The sequence below is a fragment of the Prauserella endophytica genome (genome assembly GCF_005146945.1).
GTDB classification, from domain to species: Bacteria; Actinomycetota; Actinomycetes; order Mycobacteriales; family Pseudonocardiaceae; genus Prauserella_A; species Prauserella_A endophytica.
In genome coordinates this window covers 147,698-169,653 of sequence record NZ_SWMS01000011.1, presented here as the reverse complement: position 1 = coordinate 169,653, position 21,956 = coordinate 147,698, and the positions used below count along the sequence as shown (strand labels likewise).

General features: G+C 68.5%; 19 protein-coding genes and 2 tRNA genes. 16 read left to right on the top strand and 5 right to left on the bottom strand.

What is annotated here, in order from left to right; translation table 11 throughout:
- The first annotated feature begins 154 nt into the window (after positions 1–154).
- From FCN18_RS20780 to FCN18_RS20735, 11 genes are all read left to right on the top strand, one after another.
- Positions 155–1,618: a sodium:solute symporter family transporter gene (locus FCN18_RS20780; RefSeq protein WP_158303143.1), complete on the top strand. Its 1,464-nt coding sequence runs from the start codon at positions 155–157 to the stop codon at positions 1,616–1,618.
- Positions 1,615–2,058: a hypothetical protein gene (locus FCN18_RS20775; protein WP_113641169.1), complete on the top strand. Its 444-nt coding sequence runs from the start codon at positions 1,615–1,617 to the stop codon at positions 2,056–2,058. Before FCN18_RS20780 ends, FCN18_RS20775 begins: the two co-directional genes overlap by 4 nt.
- Positions 2,059–2,424: 366 nt before the next feature.
- Positions 2,425–4,125, top strand: coding sequence for a class I adenylate-forming enzyme family protein (locus FCN18_RS20770; RefSeq protein ID WP_137095886.1), 1,701 nt, complete (start codon positions 2,425–2,427; stop codon positions 4,123–4,125).
- On the top strand, positions 4,122–5,288 hold the full coding sequence (locus tag FCN18_RS20765; protein ID WP_113641170.1) for an acyl-CoA dehydrogenase family protein: 1,167 nt from the start codon (positions 4,122–4,124) through the stop codon (positions 5,286–5,288). Before FCN18_RS20770 ends, FCN18_RS20765 begins: the two co-directional genes overlap by 4 nt.
- 42 nt (positions 5,289–5,330) lie before the next feature.
- Positions 5,331–6,863, top strand: coding sequence for a class I adenylate-forming enzyme family protein (locus FCN18_RS20760; RefSeq protein ID WP_113641171.1), 1,533 nt, complete (start codon positions 5,331–5,333; stop codon positions 6,861–6,863).
- Positions 6,860–7,894 (top strand): FAS1-like dehydratase domain-containing protein, encoded by a 1,035-nt coding sequence (locus tag FCN18_RS39810; protein ID WP_199542461.1) that lies wholly within the window; start codon positions 6,860–6,862, stop codon positions 7,892–7,894. The genes FCN18_RS20760 and FCN18_RS39810 overlap by 4 nt, the downstream gene beginning before the upstream one ends.
- A 4-nt stretch (positions 7,895–7,898) precedes the next feature.
- A complete protein-coding gene (locus FCN18_RS40585; protein WP_255565654.1) occupies positions 7,899–8,030 on the top strand; it encodes a hypothetical protein in 132 nt (43 codons plus the stop codon).
- Between the two features lie 39 nt (positions 8,031–8,069).
- Positions 8,070–8,858, top strand: coding sequence for an enoyl-CoA hydratase/isomerase family protein (locus tag FCN18_RS20750; RefSeq protein ID WP_112272965.1), 789 nt, complete (start codon positions 8,070–8,072; stop codon positions 8,856–8,858).
- Between the two features lie 11 nt (positions 8,859–8,869).
- The gene (locus FCN18_RS20745; protein ID WP_206077951.1) at positions 8,870–9,688 is read left to right on the top strand and encodes an SDR family oxidoreductase; all 819 of its coding nucleotides are present in this window, start codon (positions 8,870–8,872) and stop codon (positions 9,686–9,688) included.
- Between the two features lie 56 nt (positions 9,689–9,744).
- A complete protein-coding gene (locus FCN18_RS20740) occupies positions 9,745–10,920 on the top strand; it encodes a thiolase C-terminal domain-containing protein (protein WP_206077950.1) in 1,176 nt (391 codons plus the stop codon).
- Between the two features lie 11 nt (positions 10,921–10,931).
- Positions 10,932–11,381, top strand: a complete 450-nt coding sequence (locus tag FCN18_RS20735) for a Zn-ribbon domain-containing OB-fold protein (RefSeq protein WP_137095884.1) — start codon at positions 10,932–10,934, stop codon at positions 11,379–11,381.
- 1,111 nt (positions 11,382–12,492) lie between these two features.
- On the opposite strand, the gene FCN18_RS20730 is transcribed toward FCN18_RS20735, so the two are convergent.
- Positions 12,493–12,565 (bottom strand) — tRNA-Lys (locus FCN18_RS20730).
- 202 nt (positions 12,566–12,767) lie between these two features.
- On the opposite strand from FCN18_RS20730, the gene FCN18_RS20725 reads away from it, so the two are divergent.
- Positions 12,768–13,979, top strand: coding sequence for a L,D-transpeptidase (locus FCN18_RS20725; RefSeq protein WP_137095883.1), 1,212 nt, complete (start codon positions 12,768–12,770; stop codon positions 13,977–13,979).
- 56 nt (positions 13,980–14,035) lie between these two features.
- On the opposite strand, the gene FCN18_RS20720 is transcribed toward FCN18_RS20725, so the two are convergent.
- The 4 genes from FCN18_RS20720 to FCN18_RS20705 all read right to left on the bottom strand — a co-directional run bounded on the left by FCN18_RS20720 (position 14,036) and on the right by FCN18_RS20705 (position 16,619).
- Positions 14,036–14,111, bottom strand: a tRNA-His gene (locus tag FCN18_RS20720).
- 74 nt (positions 14,112–14,185) lie between these two features.
- The gene (gene orn, locus FCN18_RS20715; RefSeq protein ID WP_112272957.1) at positions 14,186–14,791 is read right to left on the bottom strand and encodes an oligoribonuclease; all 606 of its coding nucleotides are present in this window, start codon (positions 14,789–14,791) and stop codon (positions 14,186–14,188) included.
- 36 nt (positions 14,792–14,827) lie between these two features.
- The gene (locus FCN18_RS20710) at positions 14,828–15,772 is read right to left on the bottom strand and encodes a S1C family serine protease (RefSeq protein ID WP_137095882.1); all 945 of its coding nucleotides are present in this window, start codon (positions 15,770–15,772) and stop codon (positions 14,828–14,830) included.
- 40 nt (positions 15,773–15,812) lie between these two features.
- Positions 15,813–16,619, bottom strand: coding sequence for a ribosomal RNA small subunit methyltransferase A (locus FCN18_RS20705; RefSeq protein ID WP_137095881.1), 807 nt, complete (start codon positions 16,617–16,619; stop codon positions 15,813–15,815).
- 419 nt (positions 16,620–17,038) lie between these two features.
- Between FCN18_RS20705 and FCN18_RS20700 the strand changes: the two genes are divergently transcribed.
- The 4 genes from FCN18_RS20700 to FCN18_RS20685 all read left to right on the top strand — a co-directional run bounded on the left by FCN18_RS20700 (position 17,039) and on the right by FCN18_RS20685 (position 21,956).
- Positions 17,039–17,974, top strand: a complete 936-nt coding sequence (locus FCN18_RS20700; protein WP_137095880.1) for a DNA-3-methyladenine glycosylase family protein — start codon at positions 17,039–17,041, stop codon at positions 17,972–17,974.
- Positions 17,975–18,045: 71 nt separating this feature from the next.
- Positions 18,046–18,777: a M50 family metallopeptidase gene (locus FCN18_RS20695; protein ID WP_112272949.1), complete on the top strand. Its 732-nt coding sequence runs from the start codon at positions 18,046–18,048 to the stop codon at positions 18,775–18,777.
- A gap of 139 nt (positions 18,778–18,916) precedes the next feature.
- Positions 18,917–20,158: an aldehyde dehydrogenase family protein gene (locus FCN18_RS20690; protein ID WP_137095879.1), complete on the top strand. Its 1,242-nt coding sequence runs from the start codon at positions 18,917–18,919 to the stop codon at positions 20,156–20,158.
- A 109-nt stretch (positions 20,159–20,267) separates the two neighbouring features.
- Complete coding sequence (locus tag FCN18_RS20685; RefSeq protein ID WP_112272864.1) at positions 20,268–21,956, top strand: DEAD/DEAH box helicase; 1,689 nt, start codon at positions 20,268–20,270, stop codon at positions 21,954–21,956.

Here is a 21,956-nt window from a genome sequence, read left to right as displayed (position 1 = left end):
CATCAGTGGGCCAGGGGAAGGTCGGGGTACGACTTCCGACACCAAGTGCCCATGTCGAAAGCTGCCGGGGGAACAGCGAAATCCAGTCGAAGGTGAACCTCTGATGAATTCACATACCCTCATCCTGCTCATCACTCTTGTCTATCTCGGTCTGATGCTCGGCATCGGCCTGTGGGCGAACACCCGCATGAAATCATCGAAGGAATTCTTGGTAGCGGGACAATCGCTCGGCTTCTTCGTGATGGCCATCGCGTCGTTCTCGTCCATCCAAAGCGGCTGGGGCATGGTTGGCGTGACCGGCACGACCGCTAGCTGGGGCCTCGGCGCCCTGATGTTCGCGATAGCCGGCCCGCTGGCCTTCGCCCTCACGTGGTTCATGCTCGGCGGGAAGCTTCGCGCGATAGCCCGTAGGCATCAGGCGTTCAGCATTCCGGACCTGATCCGGGTGCGGTACCAGAACAGATCGGTGACCCTGTGGATGTCGATCGCACTGGTGGTCGGCACGGTCGGTTACATGACCGCGCAGGTCGTCGCCGCGGGCTTCATCACCGCGCTCCTGCTCGGCATCGACTTCGCGACCGCGCTCGTCATCGGCGCAGTCATCGTTGGCTTGTACACGGTTGCCGGCGGCATGCTCGCGGCGGTATGGACCGACCTCGTGCAGGGCCTGCTCATGATCGCTATGTCGGTAGGCGTATTCTTCCTCACCCTCGGCATCGGCGGCGGCTGGACGGCGACCCTCGAAACACTCAACTCGGCGGCGCCCGAGGTGCTTCAGCTCGACGGTGTCCGATCTGGCGCCTGGATCGTCGCCAACACGATGATGATCATCCTCGGCATGATCGGACAGCCGCAGCTCATCCACAAGTTCTTGATGCTGCGCTCCACCAGGGAACTGCGCTGGGGAGCACTGATCGCGTCGGTCGGTTACGGCGCGACGACGTTGTTCTCGCTCGGCCTCGGCCTCGCGGCCCGTGCGGAGATCGTCCAGGGCAACATGACCGAGCCATCGAATCCGGACGACATCGTGAACAGTTTCCTCAGCCAGTACATGCACCCGGTGGTCACCGCGCTCGCCCTCACGGCGCTGCTCGCCGCCATCATGTCCAGCGCGAGCAGCTTCATCACCATCGGCGCTTCGGCCATGACCCGCGATCTGCTCGGATCGTTCGGTATCACGCTCAACCGAGAACTGAGGTGGAACCGCATCGCCAGCGTGGTCATCGTCGGCCTCAGCGTTTTCGTCGCGCTGTTCCTCGACCAGATCATCTACCTGCTCGGGGCGATCGGCTGGTCCGCGTTCGCCGCAGCCATCCTCGGTCCGATCGTCGTCGGTCTGTACTGGCGGCGCGGCACCGGGACCGGCGCGCTCACCGCGATCATCACCAGCCTGTTGCTGAACGTCGGCCTCACCATTGTGACCAAGGAGGGATGGTGGACCCCGCCGACCGGTTTCTTCAGCGGCCACGCGGTGATCGCGGTCGGAATGGTCGTCTACGTCGCCGTCTCCTACCTCACTCAGAACCGCGCGGATCAAACGCGCTTCGATGCGATCGCGGAACCGGAGGCGCGGCAACAGCCCGTCCAGATCACCCCAGACACGGAGGCCCGGGCGTGAACGACATCCAGCGGAGGATCGAAGTCCTCGTCGCCATTCTGACCGTGCTGGTCATCATCAGCCTGATCGGCATGTTCCTCGACAGTTCAGCCATCATGTTCCTGGCCGCTCCGGTGATCGTCGCGGTACTCCTGTACCTGTCCGTCGCTGAGGTGCCGGCCGGTCCGGACAGAACCGCTGCCGCCGCGGCCATCCACGTGTTCAACCTCGCTCACGCCGCCGTGTGGATCGGGATCCTCGTGACACTGCAGGTCCACGAGGCGACCTTCTGGGGGCTGCCGCCCGCCAGCGGCCTCCTGGTCTACGTGTTCTGGCCGTTCAGCGCGGTCGCGGCAAGCCTTCTCTACGCGTACGTGTCGAAGAGGACAGGCCTGATCGACCGCCTCGAGCAGAGCGAAACCGGTGAACCGGCCGCCGGCGCCGCGCCGGAAGGAGCATGACCGTGAACGCGCGGCAGCTCCTCGCGGGAGCCCGGATCCTCGACTTCACCTGGAGCGTCACCGTACCGGCGATGACCCGCTACCTACGGCCGCCCCTCGCCGTCCCCACGGGAACGGCCGCGCACCACGCCGTGGACGAGCCTTCCGATGCAGGCTGCACAGTCGATCCCGCCCGGTCCGATGAGGACGGTGTGCAGCACGGTCCCCGGCGGAAAGCACGCGGGTTCCTTCACACGATGGATCACCGGCTGCTCCGCTCGAACAGGCCCAGGTGCTCGCGACCGGGCCGGCGACCGATGGCTGACAGCACATCTCCGAGCCACTGAGGGCAGCCGTCATCTCGTGCTACATCCGATGGAGGACATCATGGCTTCACTCATCCGACAGCGCCGCGAGGCGCTGGAGTCGCGGTTCGGAACCTGGCCGGCGTGGTCCCTTCACGACCTGGTGGACCACGCTGCCGAGGCTCATCCCGATCGCGCGGTGGTCATCGACGACGACGATGCGCTGACGTACTCCCAGATGCGGGCCCGGTCGCGCGAGCTTGCCGCCGGTTTCCTGGCTCTCGGTGTGCGAGCCGGGGACCACGTAGGCGTTCTGCTGCCGAACGACCGGCAGCACGTCGCGGTGCGGGTCGCGCTCTCGAGGGTTGGTGCGACGACCGTCAGCCTGAACTACCTGTACCGCGCCCAGGAGCTGGCGTTCGTGCTCCGCGACTCCGGCTGCCGGCTGCTGGTGACGGCTTCGGGTTTTCGGGACCTCGATCACCTGGCGATGCTCGACGAGGTCGCTCCCGGTTGGACCGGGGGCAACCCCAGATCGTTGCCGGATCTGCGTCAGGTGGTGCAGCACGGCGTCGACCATCCGGAACGGACGGGAGTGCCGAACCTCGACGACGTGGCCGCCCTCGGTCGCGAGACCCCGCCTGATCCCGCGGTGGCCGCTCGGAAGGTTCCGGCGGACTCCGTCAGCGACATCCTTTACACCTCCGGCACCACGGGAAAGCCCAAGGGCATCAAGCTCACGCACGACAACATCCTCCGGGCCGCCTACGCGTCCGCCTATTGCCGGGCGTTCGAGGACGGCCGGCGAATGACCTCGGCCTTGCCGCTGTACCACATCTTCGCGTGGACGGAGGGGTTGGTCGCGTCGATGTTCGTCGGCGGAACCCTCATCACGCAACGGACGTTCACCGTCGAATCCACGCTGGCGGCGATCTCCACGCATCGTGCGTCCGACTGGATCTGCGTGCCCACCATGGCCGTCGCCGTCCTCGACGATCCGGCGGCCGCCGAAACGGACTCGTCGTCCCTGAGGAGCATGATGTGCGCCGCTGCGCCTGCTCCCCGATGGTTGTGGGACAAGGCACGCGCGACCTTCTCGTTGACCGAGCTGGTCACCGCCTACGGCTCCACCGAGCTGGCCGGCTCGGTGACGCTGACCCAGCCGGAGGACCCGATCGAGCGCGTGGTCCACACCGTCGGCCGGATCAAGCACGGCGGCGTCGCCGGCCTCGACGGCGGGCCGCTGGCGCGCCTCAAGGTCACCGACCCGCTCACCGGCGAGGACCTCCCGGAAGGGGCGGTGGGCGAGCTTCGCTGGAGGGGCCCCACGGTCACGCCCGGACGCTGGAGCCGCGGCGATGACGCGGCACCCACGGAGGAGTGGCTGGCATCGGGTGACCTCGGCAGGATCCGGGACGACGGATACGTCGAGCTGGTGGGACGTTCGAAGGAGGTCTACAAGTCCGGAGGTGAGCTGGTCATGCCGAGCGAGGTCGAGCAGCTGCTCACCCAGCAACCCGGCGTCAGCCAGGCGTTCGTCGTCGGGGTCCCGGACGAACGGTGGGGCGAGATCGGCTGGGCCTGGATCGTCCCGGAGCCCGGAGCGACCGTGGACGTCCCGGCGGTCATCGAGGCGTGCCGCGAGAAGCTGGCGCGTTTCAAGGTTCCCAAACAGGTGGAGATCGTCACAGTCGAGCAGCTGCCCCAGACGACCACGGGGAAGGTGCAGCGGCACCTCATCGTCGAGCAGATCAAGACCTCACGTGAATCGAGCGCGACGTGACCCGGAAGATCGACAGCCGCGGCCTGACGGTGGAGGAGAGCGCCCTGCGCGACCTCGCCAGGGACTTCTTCGCCGACAAGGTGGCGCCCCTGGTACCCCAGCTCGAGCGGGACCCTTCGGAACTGATCCGGCCGTTGTTCGCGGAGATGGGCCAGCTTGACCTGCTGGGGCCCAACTTCCCCGAGGCGCACGGTGGAGGCGGCGGCCGGCTGAGGACCCGCGCCATCGTGAGCGAGGAGGCGGCCAGGGTCAATGCCGGGCTGGACATCTCGATGTTCGCCGACGTGGCCCTCTTCGCACGGTGCATCGACCGTCTCGGCACTGATGAGCAAAAGCGCACGTACCTGGAACCCGTGCTTCGGGGCGACAAGATCGGCGCGATGGCGATCACGGAGCCGACTGGCGGATCGGACGCCTTGTCGCCAAGGAGCCGGGCCCGGCGGACCGGCAGCGGGTGGGTCCTGGACGCGGCGAAGACATTCATCACCAATGCGCCGATCGCGGACTTCATCGTCCTCATAGCCCGCACCAGCGGCGAGAACCGGCAGCTGCACGGAGGCACGTGGTTCATCCTCGAACGGGGCATGCCCGGTCTGGTGCAGGGTCCCGCGTTCCGAAAGGCGGGGTGGAAAAGTTCGCCGACGGGGGAGGTCACGGCCAGCTCGGTCACCCTCGACGACACGCACGTCCTCGGTGAGCCGGAAGAGGGGTTCCGGTATCTCGTCGACTCGCTCGACAACGAGCGCGTTCTCATCGGGGCTTCGGCGCTCGGGCTCGCCCAGGCCTGCCTCGAACTCTCGGTCCGGTACGCGCGAGAGCGAGTGGTGTTCGGTCAGGCGATCGCGGGCTACCAGCTCATCCAGGACAAGATCGCCACCATGTCGGCGGGAATCGAGCTCGGCCGCACGCTGGTGTACTCCCTGCTGGATCGCATCGACCGCGGCGAGAAGGTCACGCACCAGGCGGCGGTCGCCAAGCTGCACGCCACGGAGCTCGCCGTGCAGTCGGCTCTCGACACCATCCAGATCCTGGGCGGCGCGGCGTACGTCGACGACCATCCGGCGACCCGGTTCCTGCACGACGCCAAGCTTCACGAGATCGGTGGCGGCACCACGGAGATCATGAAGATCATCATCGCCCGCGAGTCGCTCCGCTCGGCGTGAGCGCCGCGCGGCACATCTAGCGCTAGTTGACAAGGAGACCATATGGACCTCGGACATCTCGTCCGGGTGGGAGAGCTCGATCCTGCTCGGCGCGATCGGCCGGCGGTGTCGGTGGGGCCCGACACCGCGACCCACCACGCGCTCGCCATGGCAGCGCGACGGGTGTCCACGGGGCTGCGTGAACTGGGGGCGCGCTCCGGGGACCGCGTCGGAATCCTGATGAAGAACAGCGTGGACTACTGGACCAGCTACCTTGCGATCACCTCGATGGGAGCGATCGCCGTCAGGCTCAACTTTCGGCTCACGGTCGACGAGATCCGGTACGCGCTGATCGACTCCGGTTGTGCGATCGTGCTCGCCGACGCAGAGCTCGCTCCCCGGGCGCGAGCAGCGGCCGGCGACGTCAAGCTGGTCGTCCGGGGGACATCAGCGACGGTCAGCGGTCCCACCGTGCCCTGGTCCCTGCTGAGCGATGCCGACCCGGCCGAGCCGCCGGTGCAGCGTGCTGCCGACGAAGCGGCGATGATCATGTACACCTCCGGGACGACGGGCCGTCCGAAGGGCGCCGTGTGGACACATGGGGGCACGATGGCCTTCGCGCTCATGCAGGCGGCCCGCTGGGGCTTCGGTGCGGAGACCGTGTCGCTGGTGACCGGACCCATGTACCACGTCGGCGCGCTCGAGGACCTCTGCCTTCCGGCCGTCCTCATGGGTGGACACGCGGTCGCACTGGAGAGCGGTGGCTTCACCGTCGACCGTGCGGTCGAGAGGGTGGTTTCCGTTGGCGCCACCGACGTGCTCATGTTCCCCTTCATGATCTACGAGCTGCTCGCCCGCCCGGACGCCTTGACGGGGTTGGAGGGTGTGGGGCGCCTGTTCACCGGAGGGGAGCCGCTTCAGGGCTGGGCCGTTGAGGAACTGCGACGTCGGGTGCCTCAGCTCGAGCTCTGGCAGATCTACGGCCTGACCGAGGGGACGCCGATCGTGACGGCCGCGGCGCCGGACGAACTGGCGCTCAACCCGCGGGCGGTGGGGCGCCCCCTCCCCATGGCCGAGGTCTCCCTCCGGGACGCCGATGGGGTCCCTCAGACCACCGGACCGGGCGAGATCTGGACCCGCAGCCCGGCACGCGCCTCGGGCTACTGGCGGAAGCCGAAGGAGAGCGCGGACACCTTCGTGGACGGCTGGTGCAGGACGGGCGATCTCGGGGCGTTCGACGAGCACGGACTGCTGGAGGTCGTCGGGCGGGTGAAGGACATGATCCGCAGCGGGGGCGAGAACATCTATCCGGCCGAACTCGAGGATGTCCTCGCCGGCCACGAGGCGGTCCGCGAGATCGCGGTGATCGGCGTCCCTGATGCCCAGTACACCGAAGCGGTGTGTGCCGTCGTCGTCCTTGAGCCGGGCCGTGACCTCTCTCTCGGCGAGCTGCAGGCGTTCAGCAGGGACCGGCTCGCGTCGTACAAGACCCCGAAGCACCTCAGGGTGGTCGAGGAGCTGCCGCGGACGGCTTCGGGGAAGGTACAGAAGTTCCGTCTCCGCGAGATGGCGCTGGCGAAGGGTGCCGCGCGGTGAACCACGGGGACTCGCGCTCTCACCTGGCGTTCGGGACGTACGCGGAGGGCCTCCGGTGGGTGGGGCGCTCCACGCCTGTCCGCCCGTGCTCAGATCCGGTCAATCACGCGCAGGTGAAGGCCTACGCCGCCCTGGTGCGCGACGGAAACCCCTCGTACTGGGACGAACAATGGGCGTCGGACACCTGGGGGGACGTCCTGAGCCCACCGGGGATGTTGATGGTCTGGTCCTGGCCCCTCGCTTGGGTACCCGATCACGTCGCCACCTACCCGCCGATGCTGGCGCCTCTGGTTCCCCTACCCGGCGATCGCGTCGTCAACGCATCGTCGCGAACGTGCTTCGGGCCGCTGATCCGGGTGGGCGACCGGTTGACGGTCGAGGAGACCGTGAAGGCGGTGAGTCCCGAGCGCCGCACGGCCCTCGGTCCGGGGCATTTCATCACCACCGAGGCGACGTATCGCCTCCCCGACGGCACCCCCGTGGCCACCCACGTCAACACGATGCTCCGCTACACCGTGGACTCGACAGGAGAGGGGTCTGCCCACCGGACGCCCGCTCCGGCGCCGGAGGACACGCCCGCGGTGGTCGCCGACCCCCGGCGCCCGCGCGTCGGTGGGCTGATCCCGGGCATCAAGCTGGACGTGACTTTGGAGACCTGTGTGCAGTGCGTCGCCGCGACGCGCGACTTCCTGCCGGCTCACTACGACGCCGACTACGCGCGAGCCAGCGGTGCGCCACAGCCGTTCATCAACACCATGTTCATCCACGGCTTCATCGATCGGGCGGGCACCGATTGGGCGGGTCCACTGAGCCGGGTCGTCCGCCGGGAGGTGCGGTTCCACAGTCCCGCGTTCGCGGGCGCGGAGCTGCATGCGTCGGGCCGTGTCGTCGAGGTCGAGGCCGGAGGGTCCTCAGATGTAGTCGTCGGTCTGGAGATCGTCGTGAGGAGCGGCGATCGCCTCGCCGCATCAGCGCGGTGCGATCTTCAGATCGGTGCGGCAGCGCGGTACCCCGACAGCAACGAAAGGTAAGTACATGCTTGTCTTCGAGGACATCGGGTACGAGGTGGCGGATGCGACCGCGATCATCACCGTTGATCGCCCGGAACGGCGCAACTCGTTCCGTGCCATCACGGCCGAGAAGCGTCCACCGCGGTTCGCCCGGTGAGGATGCGGAACAGTGATGACCGACAAGGAGTGTTGTCCGATGTCCGAGAGCACGATCGAAGTCGAGGAGCACGAAGGCGTGGCCACCGTCTGGCTGGCCCGCCCGGATGCCTTGAACACGATCAACAAGGCCGTGGCCAAGGACCTCCGCGCCACCGGCTACCGGCTGGCCGCCAAGCGGGACCTCCGGGCCGTCGTGATCAGGGGCCGCGGCTCCTGCTTCAGCGCGGGCGGAGATGTCACGATGTTCAGCGACCATATGGATGACATCGCCACCTATATGCTGGACGTGATCCCCGACTTCCACGAGTTCCTCCTCACGCTGCGCGGCCTGTCCGCGTCCACGGTGGCCGCAGTCCACGGGGTCGCCGCCGGTGGAGGCCTTTCTCTCGCGTTGGCGTGCGACTTCGTCGTGGCCGAGTCGGGCGCCCGCTTCGCCACCGCCTACCGCAAGCTCGGCGCCACCGCCGATGGTGGAATCACCCACTCCCTCACCCACCTGGTCGGACCTCGTCGAGCGCTGGACCTGATGCTTCGCAGCGACGGGATCGGCGCGGAGGAAGCGGTCGCGATAGGACTGATCAACCGGCACGTCCCGGCCGCGGACTTCGACGCGGAGCTGTCCTCCCTCGTCTCGTCCTTGGTGGTGACGTCGCCGCTCGTGGTGCGAGAGGTGAGGAATCTCGTCCACGGCGCGGTGTCCAGCACCTTCGCAGCCCAGTTGCGGGCCGAGACGTCGAGCTTCGTGAGGAGCGCCGAGACGATGGACTTCCGTGAAGGTGTTGCCGCCTTCATGGACAAGCGCACACCGGTGTTCGTGGGGCGATGAAAGGCGGAGAAGTGGGAGCTTTTGCGAACAAGACGGTCTTCCTGACCGGCGGCAGTCGGGGAATCGGCCGCGCCATGGCCGTTCGCCTGGCCTCGGAGGGCGCCAACATCGTGGTGGCCGCCAAGACGGTCGAGGACTCGGACGCCTTGCCGGGGACGATCTACACGGTTGCCCGGGAGATTCGCGCGGCAGGCGGCGAAGCCTTGCCGCTGCGGCTGGACATCCGCGACGACGAGGGGGTGAGAAAAGCTGTCGCCGCCGCGGTCGCCGAGTTCGGACGCCTGGACATCGTCATCAACAACGCCAGTGCGATCAGCCCCACGGGACTGCTCGACACGCCGCTGCGGCGCTACGACCTCCTGATGGACGTCAACACCCGGGGGACCTACAGCGTGCTTTTCCACGCACTGCCGCATCTGCTGCAGGGGGACAACCCGCACGTCCTGACATTGTCGCCCCCGCTGCCGACGACCGGCGTGTGGCTGGGCCGCTATCTCGCCTACGCGCTGTCGAAGTACGGCATGACCCAGTGCGCGCTGGGCGTGGCGGCCGAGTTCAATGACCAAGGCTTGGCCTCGAACACGTTGTGGCCGCGCACGATGATCTCGACCGATGCGGTCCGGGTCCACTACCCCGAGGACTTCGCTACGGGCCGGCACCCGGACATCATGGCCGAGGCTGCGGCGCGCATACTCGCCAAGCCGAGCGGCGAGTTCAGCGGGCACACGCTCATCGACGAGGACTTCCTGCGCCAAGAAGGCATCACCGACTTCGACCGGTATGCCATCACGCCGGCAGCCCGCCTCAGCGCGGACATCCTCCTCGAGTGAGCGCTGCCCCCACACACCGGCCCCGGGAGCATGCGCACGTTCGGAGAAGAGCAGGGATGGACACGATCAACATCAGTGGCAAAGCCGCGATCATCGGCGTGGGCAACACCGCGTACACGCGCGGCACAGACCGCACCGAGACCGAGCAGTGCCTCGGCGCGGCGATCGCCGCGTGCCGGGACGCCGAGATCGACCCCGCCGGCGTCGACGGTGTCGTCATGGGCTGGCGAGACCAACCCAGCAACGAGGACTTCATCAACGCTCTCGGCATCAGAGACCTGAAGTACCACGCGCACGTCCACATCGGTGGCGCCTCGCCAACTGCCGCTGTCTTCAACGCCGCGATGGCAGTGGCGACCGGCGTCGCGAGCCGGGTCATCGTCGTGGCGGGATGGAACGCGTTCAGCGGTCCGAGCCGACTCAGCCAGCTCTCCGACCGGCCGACGGTCGTGAACGTCCCGGGCAAGGCGTTACGAGAGAACCTGGAAGCACCGCTCGGTCTGCTGGCGCCCATGCAGTGGTACAGCTTCCACGCCAACCGATGGATCCACGACTACCACATCGACCGGGATGCGATGGCGACCGTGGCCCTCACCGCGCGGGCCCACGCGCACCTCAACCCGAAGGCGTACATGCGGGACCGCCCGATGACGCGAGACGACTACTACGCCAGTCAGATGCTCGTCGAGCCGTTCCGGAAGCTCGACGTATCGCTGGAGACCGATGGCGCCGCTGCCGTGCTCGTCTCGTCGGCGGTTTCGGCGGAGTCCAGCCGCAGCCCGATCTACATCGCCGGTGGTGCCGAGGGCCACGCGGACTCACCCGACGACCTGCTCAACCGACCCGACCTGCTGGACATGGGAATCGGTCGCGCGGCCCCCCGTGCGTTCGAGATGGCCGGTGTCCGGCCTGAGGACTTCGACTTCGCCGAACTCTATGACTGCTTCAGCTTCATCGTGCTCCGTCAGCTCGAGGAGATGGGTTTTTGTGGTCGAGGCGAGTCCCCCGACTTCGTGAAGGACGGTCGCATCGCCCTGGGAGGCGAACTCCCGGTGAACACCCACGGTGGGCTGATGTCGGAGGCGCACGTCCTGGGCATCAACCACGTTGTCGAGGCGGTGTGGCAGCTGCGTGGGGAGGCCGGTGAGCGGCAGGTCGCCGGTGCGGAACTCGGCCTCGTCACCGGCTACGGCGATTTCGGTGACGGTTCGGCACTCGTGCTGCACAACTGAGAGGTAGAAGTATGAACCGGATTCCGGCCTCCACGCTCGAACAGGAGGCCGCTGGCCTCCCGTTGCCGCTGAACGGCGAGGATCCGCTCTTCGCGCCCCATCTGCGGGCCCTGGCGCACGGCGAGCTCCTCGTCCGGCAGTGCATGAGCTGCAGGACCAAGCAGTGGCCTCCCCGGCCGTTCTGCCGCCACTGCCAGTCGGAGGACTTCAGCTGGATCCAGGCACCGGGAGCGGGGACGATCGCGAGCTTCTCGATCGCCTACCGCGCCTTCCACCCGAGCTACGTCGACCACCTGCCGGCCGCGACAGCGCTGGTCGATGTCGAGCCGGGCATCCGGATCGCGGGCCGCTGGGTCGGAGAACTCGACGAGCTGGAGATCGGCGCCAACGCCCGGCTTGTCGTCGACGACTGGGCTGAGCATGGCGTCTCCGCGGCTTGGTCGAGAGTGGAGGGCCAGTAGGACCACCGCACGGGCTATCCGGAACGCTCTCCGACGTGCCTCAGGAAGTCGACGATGATCACGCAGATCCGTTCGGGGTCCTCGAACATCGGATAGTGACCGATCCGTCGATCGTGAGCTTCTTACCGTCAGGGAGACCGGCCGCTATCTCGTCGACGAGGGCAATCGGAGGCCAGAAGTCCTCGTCCCCGGCCGCGACGAGCTTTGTTCAAACGCGGCGCCGGAGATGCGTTTCATCGTGTCCTGCCGGCCCGGCTTCCAGCTCGGCTGCATGTACTCGCCAGGGTCGGGAAACGTCGGGGTGCAAGCGGCGCCCTCGAAAGCGATGGCCGCGCTGAAGTCGTCCGGGAAGTTGGCAGCTCGAGGTTCCGGTGACGACGACCTTGGCGTCGCCGAACAGCTGCTGCGTCAACAGGAGGACGAATTCGGCGTGCCGATCAATGGTGGTCGTGACCTCGCCACGGAGCGGGTAGGTGCGCGCACGGCCGGGAAGGTCCGGCGCGATGCGTTCGCGCCGGCGGGGCGCCCGCGGAACCGATTTCATCGTAGTAGGTCGGAGTACCGTCGAGATCCCATGCGGCCTTCGAAGACAAGACCGCGTGGGTCGATGGCAACACGATCCGCAGCAAGCACGGGCAAGGCGATCAACGAGGGCAAGGGTGAGAACGCCCAGCGTGGCTTTCCGCTTGCCGACTGGCTCGTGGACTTGCGCCTGGATCGGCGTGAGCGTCTCGCGGCCATGGCTGGCGTCGCCCCGGAGAAGCTGACCGGCTGGGTCTTCCCGAATACGCTCGGAGGCTCTCGGGAGACCCGCAACCTACGTCGCGACTGGCGAGCCTTCCGCGAGCGGCACGGCATCGGGGACTGGTTCACGCCTCGCACGTTCAGGCGGACTGTCGCGACTCCGCTCACGGACGCGTTGCCGCACGAGAAGCGAGCGACCTGCTGGGCCACCCACGCGTGTCGCAAACCACAGGCACCTACGTCGCCGCAAGCCGGTCTCGGCGTCATGTCGTGTCGGTGGTCGATGCCCCCGGCGACAGAAAGGGGCAGTAAAGGGGCACCATGATCAAAAAGAAACAACCCCAGGTGCTCTGACCTGGGGTGGAAGTGCGCCATCAGGGACTCGAACCCCGAACCCGCTGATTAAGAGTCAGCTGCTCTGCCAATTGAGCTAATGGCGCGCGTCGTGCGGTCTGGAACCCGCGTTCGTGGGTCCCCCTCAGCGACGAGAGAAACAGTAGCACGGCGCCTCCTTGCCCCTGTCGAGCACCCCTGCCAACACGACTGAGCACGACTTGGCAACAGCCGCACACGCTATGCGACGAATGGGGCAGACTGGGGCCCACAACTGGGGTAATCAGGACACGAAAGTGATGGTCGCCGATGAAACGTCGGGGTGTGCGCGGCCCGTTTCCGGGGGTTCGGCTGGTATCGATCGTGGCGCTGGCGGGTGCGCTGCTCGCGGGCTGCACGTCTGCCGCGAGCGACGAGCGCTCCACAGATCAGGGCTCGGACACCTCGCAGACCACCGCACCTCCCGAGCCCGTCTCGCTCAGCCTGTCGATCGCCGAGGGTGCGCAGAACGTGGAGCCGGGACAACCGATCACCGCGAACGCCACCAACGGCAAGATCACGGAGGCGTCGCTGGTCGGCGCCCACGGCACGGTCGTGAAAGGCGGCCTCACGCCGGACGGCACGTCGTGGCAGTCGGCGGAGCCGCTCGGTTACGGCAAGACCTACACGCTCACGGCCAAGGCGACGGGCCAGGACGGCAAGCCCGCCACCGCCACCTCGACGTTCACGACGGTCACTCCCGCGCAGACGGTCAGCGTCTCGATGAACGTCCAGGACGGCCAGACGGTCGGGGTGGGCATGCCGCTGATCTTCACGTTCTCTGACGACATCACCGACAAGGCGGCGGCCGAGAAGGCGTTGCGGATCACTACGCAGCCGCAGACGGAGGGGGCCTTCCACTGGTTCAGCGACGACCAGGCCACCTGGCGGCCGAAGGAGTACTGGCAGCCGGGCACCACCGTGTCTGTCGACGCCGGCATCTACGGCAGGAACCTGGGTGATGGCACCTACGGTGCCGAGGACAAGGCCGCGAACCTCACGATCGGGGACAAACTGGTCGCGATCGCCGACGGTGCGACCCACCACATGAAGGTGTACGTCAACGACCAGGAGGTCAGGACGATGCCGATCTCCATGGGCAAGCCGTCGAGCCCGACGCCGAACGGCACCTACACCGTCATGAGCGAGCACAACGGCTACACCATGGACTCCAGCACCTACGGTGTCGCGGTCGACAGCAGCCAGGGCTACCGGCTGTGGGTCGAGTACGCGGTGCGCCTGTCCTACAGCGGGATCTTCTACCACTCGGCGCCCTGGTCGGTGGGCTACCAGGGCAACACCAACACCAGCCACGGCTGCATCAACCTCTCCACGGAGAACGCCGCGTGGCTGATGGAGACCTCGAAGCCCGGCGACGTCGTGACCGTGCAGAACGCGGGCGAGCAGATCCTCGAGCCGACCGACGGCTGGAGCGTCTGGCAGCTGTCGTGGGAGCAGTGGATCGCCGGCCCGGAGGGATAGGGCCTGGATACGACTGTGGCGGCCGCCCCACGAAGGGCGGCCGCCACAGGTCGTTCTGGGGTGAGTAACGGGACTTGAACCCGCGACCCCCTGGACCACAACCAGGTGCTCTACCGACTGAGCTATACCCACCATGCGAGGAGCCTGCTGAGCACCTCGGCTGGAATATCGTAGCGTGTCGCCTCAGCGACCATGAACCGGGTTGCTCAAGACCGTGCGCGCAGCACCTCGTCGGCGGCGGCCCTGGCCTGTTCGGTGCTCGGGCCCGGCTGGGCGACGAAGGCGGTCCTGCGGTAGTACTCCAGCTCGCCGATGGACTCCTTGATGTCGGCGAGCGCGCGGTGGGCGAGGCCCTTCTCCGGCTTGGCGTAGTAGATCCGCGGGTACCAGCGGCGCACGAGCTCCTTGACGGACGACACGTCCACCATGCGGTAGTGGAGGTAGGCGTCGAGCTCGGGCATGTCCCTGGCGATGAAACCGCGGTCGGTGCCGATCGAGTTGCCCGCCAGCGGCGCCGTCTGGGCGTCGGGCACGTGGGCGCGGACGTAGTCGAGCACCTTGCGCTCGGCTTCCTCGAGCGTGACCGTCGAGCGGCGCACCTCCTCGGTGAGCCCGGAGCGGGCGTGCATGTCGCGCACCACGTCCGGCATGTTCGCTAGCGCCTCGTCATCGGCGTGGATGACCAGGTCGAGGCCCTCGCCGAGTACTCGAAGCTCGGCGTCGGTCACGAGTACGGCGATCTCGATGAGGGCGTCCTTCGCCAGGTCGAGCCCCGTCATTTCACAATCGATCCAGACAAGACGGTCGGTCACCCGGCCACACTAACGTGACGTGCTTCCGACCGCTTGTCACGCTCCGTTCTCGATGTTGTCGATGATCGTTTTCGCGTCGTTGATGGGGATGGCGAAGCCGATGCCGACGCTGCCCGAGCCGGACGGCGAGTACATCGCGGAGTTGATGCCGATGACCTCTCCCGCCGAGTTGACCAGCGGGCCACCCGAGTTGCCTTGGTTGATCGAGGCGTCGGTCTGGATCGCGGTGTAGCTCGGCGAGTCGGACGTCTGGTCGAACGCCTGCCGTCCGAAGGGCGACTGCGGCTCCTGTCCGGAGAGGTCGGAGAGCATGCGGTCGACGGCGCTCACGATGCCCGACGTGACGGTGTTCTGCAGGCCGGCGGGGGAGCCGATCGCCACGACCTCCTGGCCGACCTTCAGGGAGTCGGAGTCGCCAAGGACGGCCGGGGTGAGGCCGCTCGCGTCCCTGGCCTGCAGCACGGCGATGTCCGCCTTCTCGTCGGCGCCGAGCACGCTTGCCCGGTAGGTGGTGCCGTCCGACAGCGTGACGGTGACGTCTCCGACCGCGTCGCTCACCACGTGCGCGTTGGTGAGGATCCGGCCGTCCTCGCTGAGGATCACGCCGGAGCCGAGGGACTGGCCGCCGGGGACCGACGCCTCGATCTGCACGACGCTCGGCAGCACCCTCTCGGCGACGCCGCTCACGTCCGCCGAGCCGGTGGAGACCTGCTGGCCGGTGGCCGACCCGGCCGAGCTCGTCGACGGCGAACTGCCCGCGCCGTCGTGCGCCGCCGTGACGAACGCGGCACCCCCTGCGCCGCCGACCAGCGCGGCGACCACGGCCGCGGACGTCACGAGCACGCCGACGCGGCCGGAGATCGTCCGTTTTCTCGGCGGTTCCCGGAACGGCGGATGGGCGTGCTGTTGTGGCGGCGGGCCCGTTTGGTGGGTGAACAGCGGATTGGTGTGTTGCCGCGGAGCCTGCGGGTTCTCGGTCATGTTTCAAGCGTGGTCCCGGTTCGTGAGAGCAGGCTGAGGGTCAGCGCTCACTTGGCTGAGAGTTGCCGTCCAGTGCGATCGCCAGCGTCGCCCATTGGCGGGGTGACACCGATCCGGCCGGTGCCGCCGGGTCGATGCCGCAGGATTTGAGCGCACGGTGTGGTTTCCTGCCCGTCAGTTCGGCGACGGTCGCCCTGACGCTGCGCGCCGGCGCGCGGTAGGCGGTCTCGAGCAGCGCCCACAGCGCCCGCTCCGCACTCCGGCCCAGTCCTGCCCTGCGCCGGATGTTCAGCTGGGCGGAGTCCACAGTGGGCGCGGGGCGGAAACAGCGGGCCGGGACGCGGCGTTCGAGTGAGAGGTCGAAGCGCCCCGCCCACCACGCCAGCTCCTTGGTCCTCGGCACGGAGGTGGTGAGCCGTTTGGCGAAGCCCCATTCCACGATCAACGCCGCGCGGCGCAGGGCCGTCACCTTCGGTGTCAACAGCCTGCGCAGCAGTGCCGTCGAGATGGAGTACGGAATGTTCGCCACGACGAGGAAATCCTTGCGGGGCAAGGGAAAACTGCGGGCATCGGCCGTGACGACTCGTACGTTGGGGTGCTGGGAGACCCGCTTGCTGAGCTTTCGGACGAAGGCGGGATCGCGTTCGACGGCGATCACCCTTGCGCCGGTTCTCGCCAGCGGTGCGGTGATCGCGCCGAAGCCCGCGCCGAAGTCCACCACCAGATCGGCGGGGCCCGGTGAGCAGAAGCTGATCAGGCTTTCGGCGATGCTGTGCGAGGCGAGGAAATGGACACCGGACGGGTTGGGGACTGGTTTCCGGGCAGGAGAGTGGCCGGATTGCGGCATGGTGCGACTCCGTCATGACAGAGGGAAACGCGCCGAGGGAGGCGCGCGCGGACGTCATGGCGCAGCGACCGAAGCCGGCCGGAAAGGGCTCAGGAGATGGGCACGACGCGTTCGCCCGTCAGCTCAGCCGGGCGAACGCGGAGGTACCTGAAGTGGACTCGCAGCCGCTGCGATCAGGCGTGGCGCGGCCGAAGCCGGACGAACGCCATGCAGCGGTTGCACAAGGTTCCCATGCGAGAAACGTAGCAAGGTAGTGCAACCGAATTATTCGCCGCGGCGTGGTGAGGTCTCCGTTCGTGGCGTTCTCACCGTGATCCGGGTGCGAACGGATCCTTTGGCGCACTTGGTACTCCCGTGCTGTCACGATGTCGTTCTACGGTCGGCACATCACGTTCGGACGATCTGCCGAGAGGTGCACGATGCTGACCACCGCCAGGAGAACCATCCGCCCGACCACCGTCGAGTTCGAGATATGCGGCGACTTCGACCTCACCCGGTGCGCGGCCTTTCCCGCGGACCGCTCCCCGGCCGGGCGTGCCGCAGAGGACGATCCGGGAACGCTTCGCCTGGCGTTTCCTCTGGACGGCACGGGCGAACACGTGGGCGCCCTCGTGCGGCAACGAGCGCACGATGTCGTGAGCGTCGAGGTCACGGCCACCCGTGAGGCCGTGCCCGCCGTCGCCGAGCAGGTCCGCCGGATGCTGTCGCTCGATGTCGACGGCACCGGGTTCGCCGATGCGGTCGCGGCCGATCCGGTCATGCGAACTCTCCGGGAACGACATCCGGGCCTGCGGCCGGTGCTCTTCCATTCGCCGTACGAGGCGGCGTGCTGGGCGGTGATCTGTGCCCGGCTCCGGGTGGCCCAGGCGGCGCTGCTGAAACAGCGGCTGGCCGCCCGGCTCGGGTGCGCCGTCGCCGTCGGCGGGCGGACCGTAGCGTCGTTCCCCTCGCCTGAGCAGTTGTGCGCTCTCGACGAGCAGCCAGGGTTGTCGGCGCAGAAACGGCAGCGGCTCGTCGCGATCGCCGGAGCCGCGCGGGAGGGACTGCTCGACGCCTGGAGTCTGCGGGCGATGCCGGTGGAGGACGCGTTGGAGCGGGTGCGCGGCCTGGCGGGGGTCGGGCCGTTCTCGGCGGAGCTGATCGTGGTGCGCGGAGTCGGTCATCCCGATGTCTTCCCGAGGCACGAGCTGCGGCTGCACACGGTGATGGCCGCCGTCTACGGCACCGGGGTGGTCGAGGAGCTGGAGGACATCGCCCAGCGATGGCAGCCGTTCCGGAGCTGGGGTGCGTTCCTGCTCAGGTCGGTCGGCACCTCGGCGATCACCTGGAGCCGGCACGGGGGCGAGGAACGATAGCGCGGTGTGGAGCAACGCACCGGGGAAGGGGGTAACGGAGAGCAGACCGGCGTTGTGATGAGCTAGCCGGCGTGCAGTTGGCCGTCCAAGACAGCGAGATCTGGCGTGCGTTCGACCTGGACGCGGCCACGACCGGCACCATCGCCCTCGCCACGGGTGTGGTGGCGCTGCTCGTCGTGCTGCTGCGGACACCGTGGCGGCTCGCGCGCAACGTCATGACGATCGTGCACGAGGCGGGACACGCCGCCGTGGCGGTGCTGGCCGGCAGACGCCTGCAGGGCATCCGGTTGCACTCGGACACCTCGGGCGTCACGGTGTCGCGGGGCAAGCCGGAGGGGCCCGGCATGGTGCTCACCACGCTCGCGGGCTATCCGGCGCCCGCGCTGCTGGGGCTGGCCTTCGCGGGGCTGGTGTCGGGCGAGAACCTGAGCGCGGTGCTCGGCATCGCGGCGGTGCTGCTGCTGGGCGTGCTGGTGATGGTGCGCAACGCCTACGGGGTCTTCGCCGTGCTCGTGTCCGCGGCCGTGCTCGCCGCGATCGCGTGGTTCGCCGGGCCGGGTGTGCAGGCGGCGTTCGTCTACGTGATGACATGGTTCCTGCTGATCGGGTCGGTGCGGCCGGTGTTCGAACTGCAGGCCAAACGCCGCCGGGGTGCCGCGCGGGACTCGGACGCCGACCAGCTCGCGCGCCTCACCGGGCTGCCCGCCGCGATCTGGCTGCTCGTCCTCGGGGTCCTGACACTCACCTGTCTCGTCGTCGGCGGAATGCTGCTGGTGGAGCCCGCCGTGCCGGCGCCGCTGTGAACCCGGTCTCGTGCGCGCTCAAGCAGGACCAGCCCGGCAGTCTCGCCACGCCGTGCGGCACACTGGGGTGCTGACACCGGTTGGGTCGAGAGGCTGTTGTGCGTCGCGCGTCGCGACGAGTGGTTGAGAGGGCTGTGCTGTGACGGACGAGGTCGCCAAGGCTGTCGAGGAGTGCGCGCGTGCGGCGAAGGGGGCCGCTCCGTCCCTCGCCGCGGCGTCGGACGAGGCGATCGACACGGCCCTGCGGGGCATGGCGCAGCGTTTGCTCGACCACCGCGACGAGGTGCTCGAGGCCAACGTCGCCGACGTCGAGCGGTCCACGGCCGACGGCATGAGCGCCGGCCTGCTCGACCGGCTCACGATCACCGACGAGCGGCTCACCGGGATGGCCGAGCAGCTGCGCCTGCTGGCCGGTGCCCCGCACCAGGAGCGCTCCGTCGAGGTGTCCACACTCGACGGTGGCCTGCGCCTGGTGGAGCGGCGGCGGCCGGTCGGCGTCATCGGCGCCAACTACGAGGCCAGGCCGAACGTGACCGTCGACGTGGCGTCGCAGCTGGTGAAATCGCGCAACGCCGGTGTGCTGCGCACGGGCTCGGCCGCGCTGGGCTCGGCACAGCGGCTGGTCGAGGTGGTGATCGCGCCCGCGCTGGCCGCAGCAGGCATCGACGCCGACGTGATCCAGCTCGTGCCGCGCGTCGAGCGGGAGGCCGCCGCGGCGCTGGTGAGCCTGCCGGGTCTGGTGCCGTTGGTCATCCTGCGCGGCAGCGGCGACAGCACCCGCGCGCTGGCCACCGAAGCGGCCACGCACGGTGTGCGGACGCTCGCCCACGCCGATGGCGGTGGCGTGCTGTACGTGGACGCGGCCGCCGACGCGGAGAAGGTGCGCTCGCTCGTCGGCGCGAGCCTCGACCGGCTCGGCGTCTGCAACCGGCTGAACCTGCTGCTGATCAACGACGCGGTCTACGACGAGCTGTGGCCACTGGTGTCGGAGGCGCTCGCCGGGCGGGACGTGAGCCCGTCGCTGCCGCCGTACGAGCACGCCATCGGTTACGAGTGGGCGCTGGACTCCGACCGGGAGGCCACGGTCACCGTCGCGCGGGTCGCCGACCTGGCGGAAGCGGTGGCGATCGCCAACGAGCAGACCTCCGGTCTGGCCGCGGGCATCGCGACCGAGGACGCGGCGGCCGCCGAGGCGTTCTTCGACGGCTACCAGGGCACCGGCGTGTTCTGGAACGCGCCGACCCGGCTGCTGGACGGCTTCAAGCTGCTCGGCGTGCCCGAGACCGGCATCAACCTGGACAGGGTGCCGGGACCGCGTGGTCCCGTCACCTACACCGACCTGTACGTCCGCCAGTACGCGGTACTGCCCGCAGGGCGCTGAACGCATCGACGCCGGTTCGACCAGTACCGTCGATGGTTGTCCCTGCCTGGGGAAGTCAACGGGCGTGGCGTCGCCGAAACCCGTTCCCTGGATCAGGAGGTCCACCACCATGACTGAAAACGAATCGGACACCGTGGCGAGCTTCGCCGACCTCCAGCTGCGCCAGGAGCTGCTCGACGCGCTCACCGGTCTCGGCTACGAGGAGCCGACGCCCATCCAGCGGGCGGCCATCCCGCCGCTGCTGCAGGGCCGTGACCTCGTCGGGCAGGCCGCCACCGGCACCGGCAAGACCGCCGCGTTCGCGCTGCCGATCCTGCAGCGGATCACCGGGCACGGCGCGGGCGTCAAACCCAAGGCGCTCGTGCTCGCACCCACGCGTGAGCTCGCCGTCCAGGTCTCCGAGGCGATGCACCGCTACGGCCACGAGCTGGGTACGCGCGTGCTGCCGATCTACGGCGGCCAGCCGATCGGGCGGCAGCTGAAGGCGCTGGAGCGGGGCGTCGACGTCGTCATCGCCACGCCGGGCCGCGCGCTCGACCACATCTCCCGCGGCACGCTTTCGCTCGGTGAGCTGACCATGGTGGTGCTCGACGAGGCCGACGAGATGCTCGACATGGGCTTTGCCGAGGACATCGAGGCGATCTTCCAGAACATCCCCGAGGAGCGGCAGACGATGCTCTTCTCGGCGACGATGCCGCCGCGCATCAGCGGCATGGTGGACCACTACCTCACCGACCCGGCGCGCATCGAGCTCGGCCGGGCAGCCTCGGCGAAGGACGAGCCGTCGAAGGTGCGGCAGAGCGCGTACGTGGTGCCGAGGGGCCACAAGCCGGCGGCGCTCGGGCGAATGCTCGACGCCGAGTCGCCCACGGCCGCGATCGTCTTCTGCCGCACCCGCGAGGAGGTCGACCAGCTCACCGAGACGCTCAACGGCAGGGGCTACCGGGCCGAGCCGCTGCACGGCGGCATGAACCAGCAGCAGCGCGACCGGGTGGTGGAGCGGCTGCGGTCGGCCACCGCCGATCTCGTGGTGGCCACCGACGTCGCCGCGCGCGGGCTCGACATCGAGCAGCTCACGCACGTCGTCAACTACAACGTGCCGAGCGCGCCCGAGTCGTATGTGCACCGCATCGGTCGCGTGGGCAGGGCCGGGCGCGAGGGCACCGCAATCACGCTCGCCGAACCCCGCGAGCACCGGATGCTCAAGACCATCGAGCGCGTCACCGGCATGAAGATCGCCGTCCGGAAGCTGCCGACGATCGCCGACGTGAAGGCCCAGCGCCTCGAGCAGACCAGGGCCGCACTGTGGGAGAGCCTGCAGGATTCCGACGGCCTCGACCGCTTCCGCGCGGTGGTGGAGCCACTGGCCGATGAGTTCGACGTGATGGAGGTGGCGCTCGCCGCGGTCAAGCTCGTGCACGAGGCGGACGGCACGATCACCGACGAGGAGGAGATCCCCGAGGTCACCTCGTGGCCGCCCGCCGACGGCAGGCGCGGCCGCAAGGACGGGCCCGGTGGGCGCGAGCCGCGCCGCGGGCGGGCCGTGGGCCGGGGTATGACCCGCCTGTTCGTCGGCGTCGGGCGCACGGCCGGGGTCCGCCCGCAGGATCTCGTCGGCGCCATCGCGGGGGAGTCGCGGCTGCGTGGACGCGACATCGGGGCCATCGACATCGCCGACCGGTTCTCGCTGGTCGACGTTCCCGAGGGCGCAGCCGACGACGTGATCGCCGCGTTGAAGGGCACCACGATCAAGGGCCGCAAGGCCACGATCCGCCGCGAGCGGTTCCAGTCGCGCTGA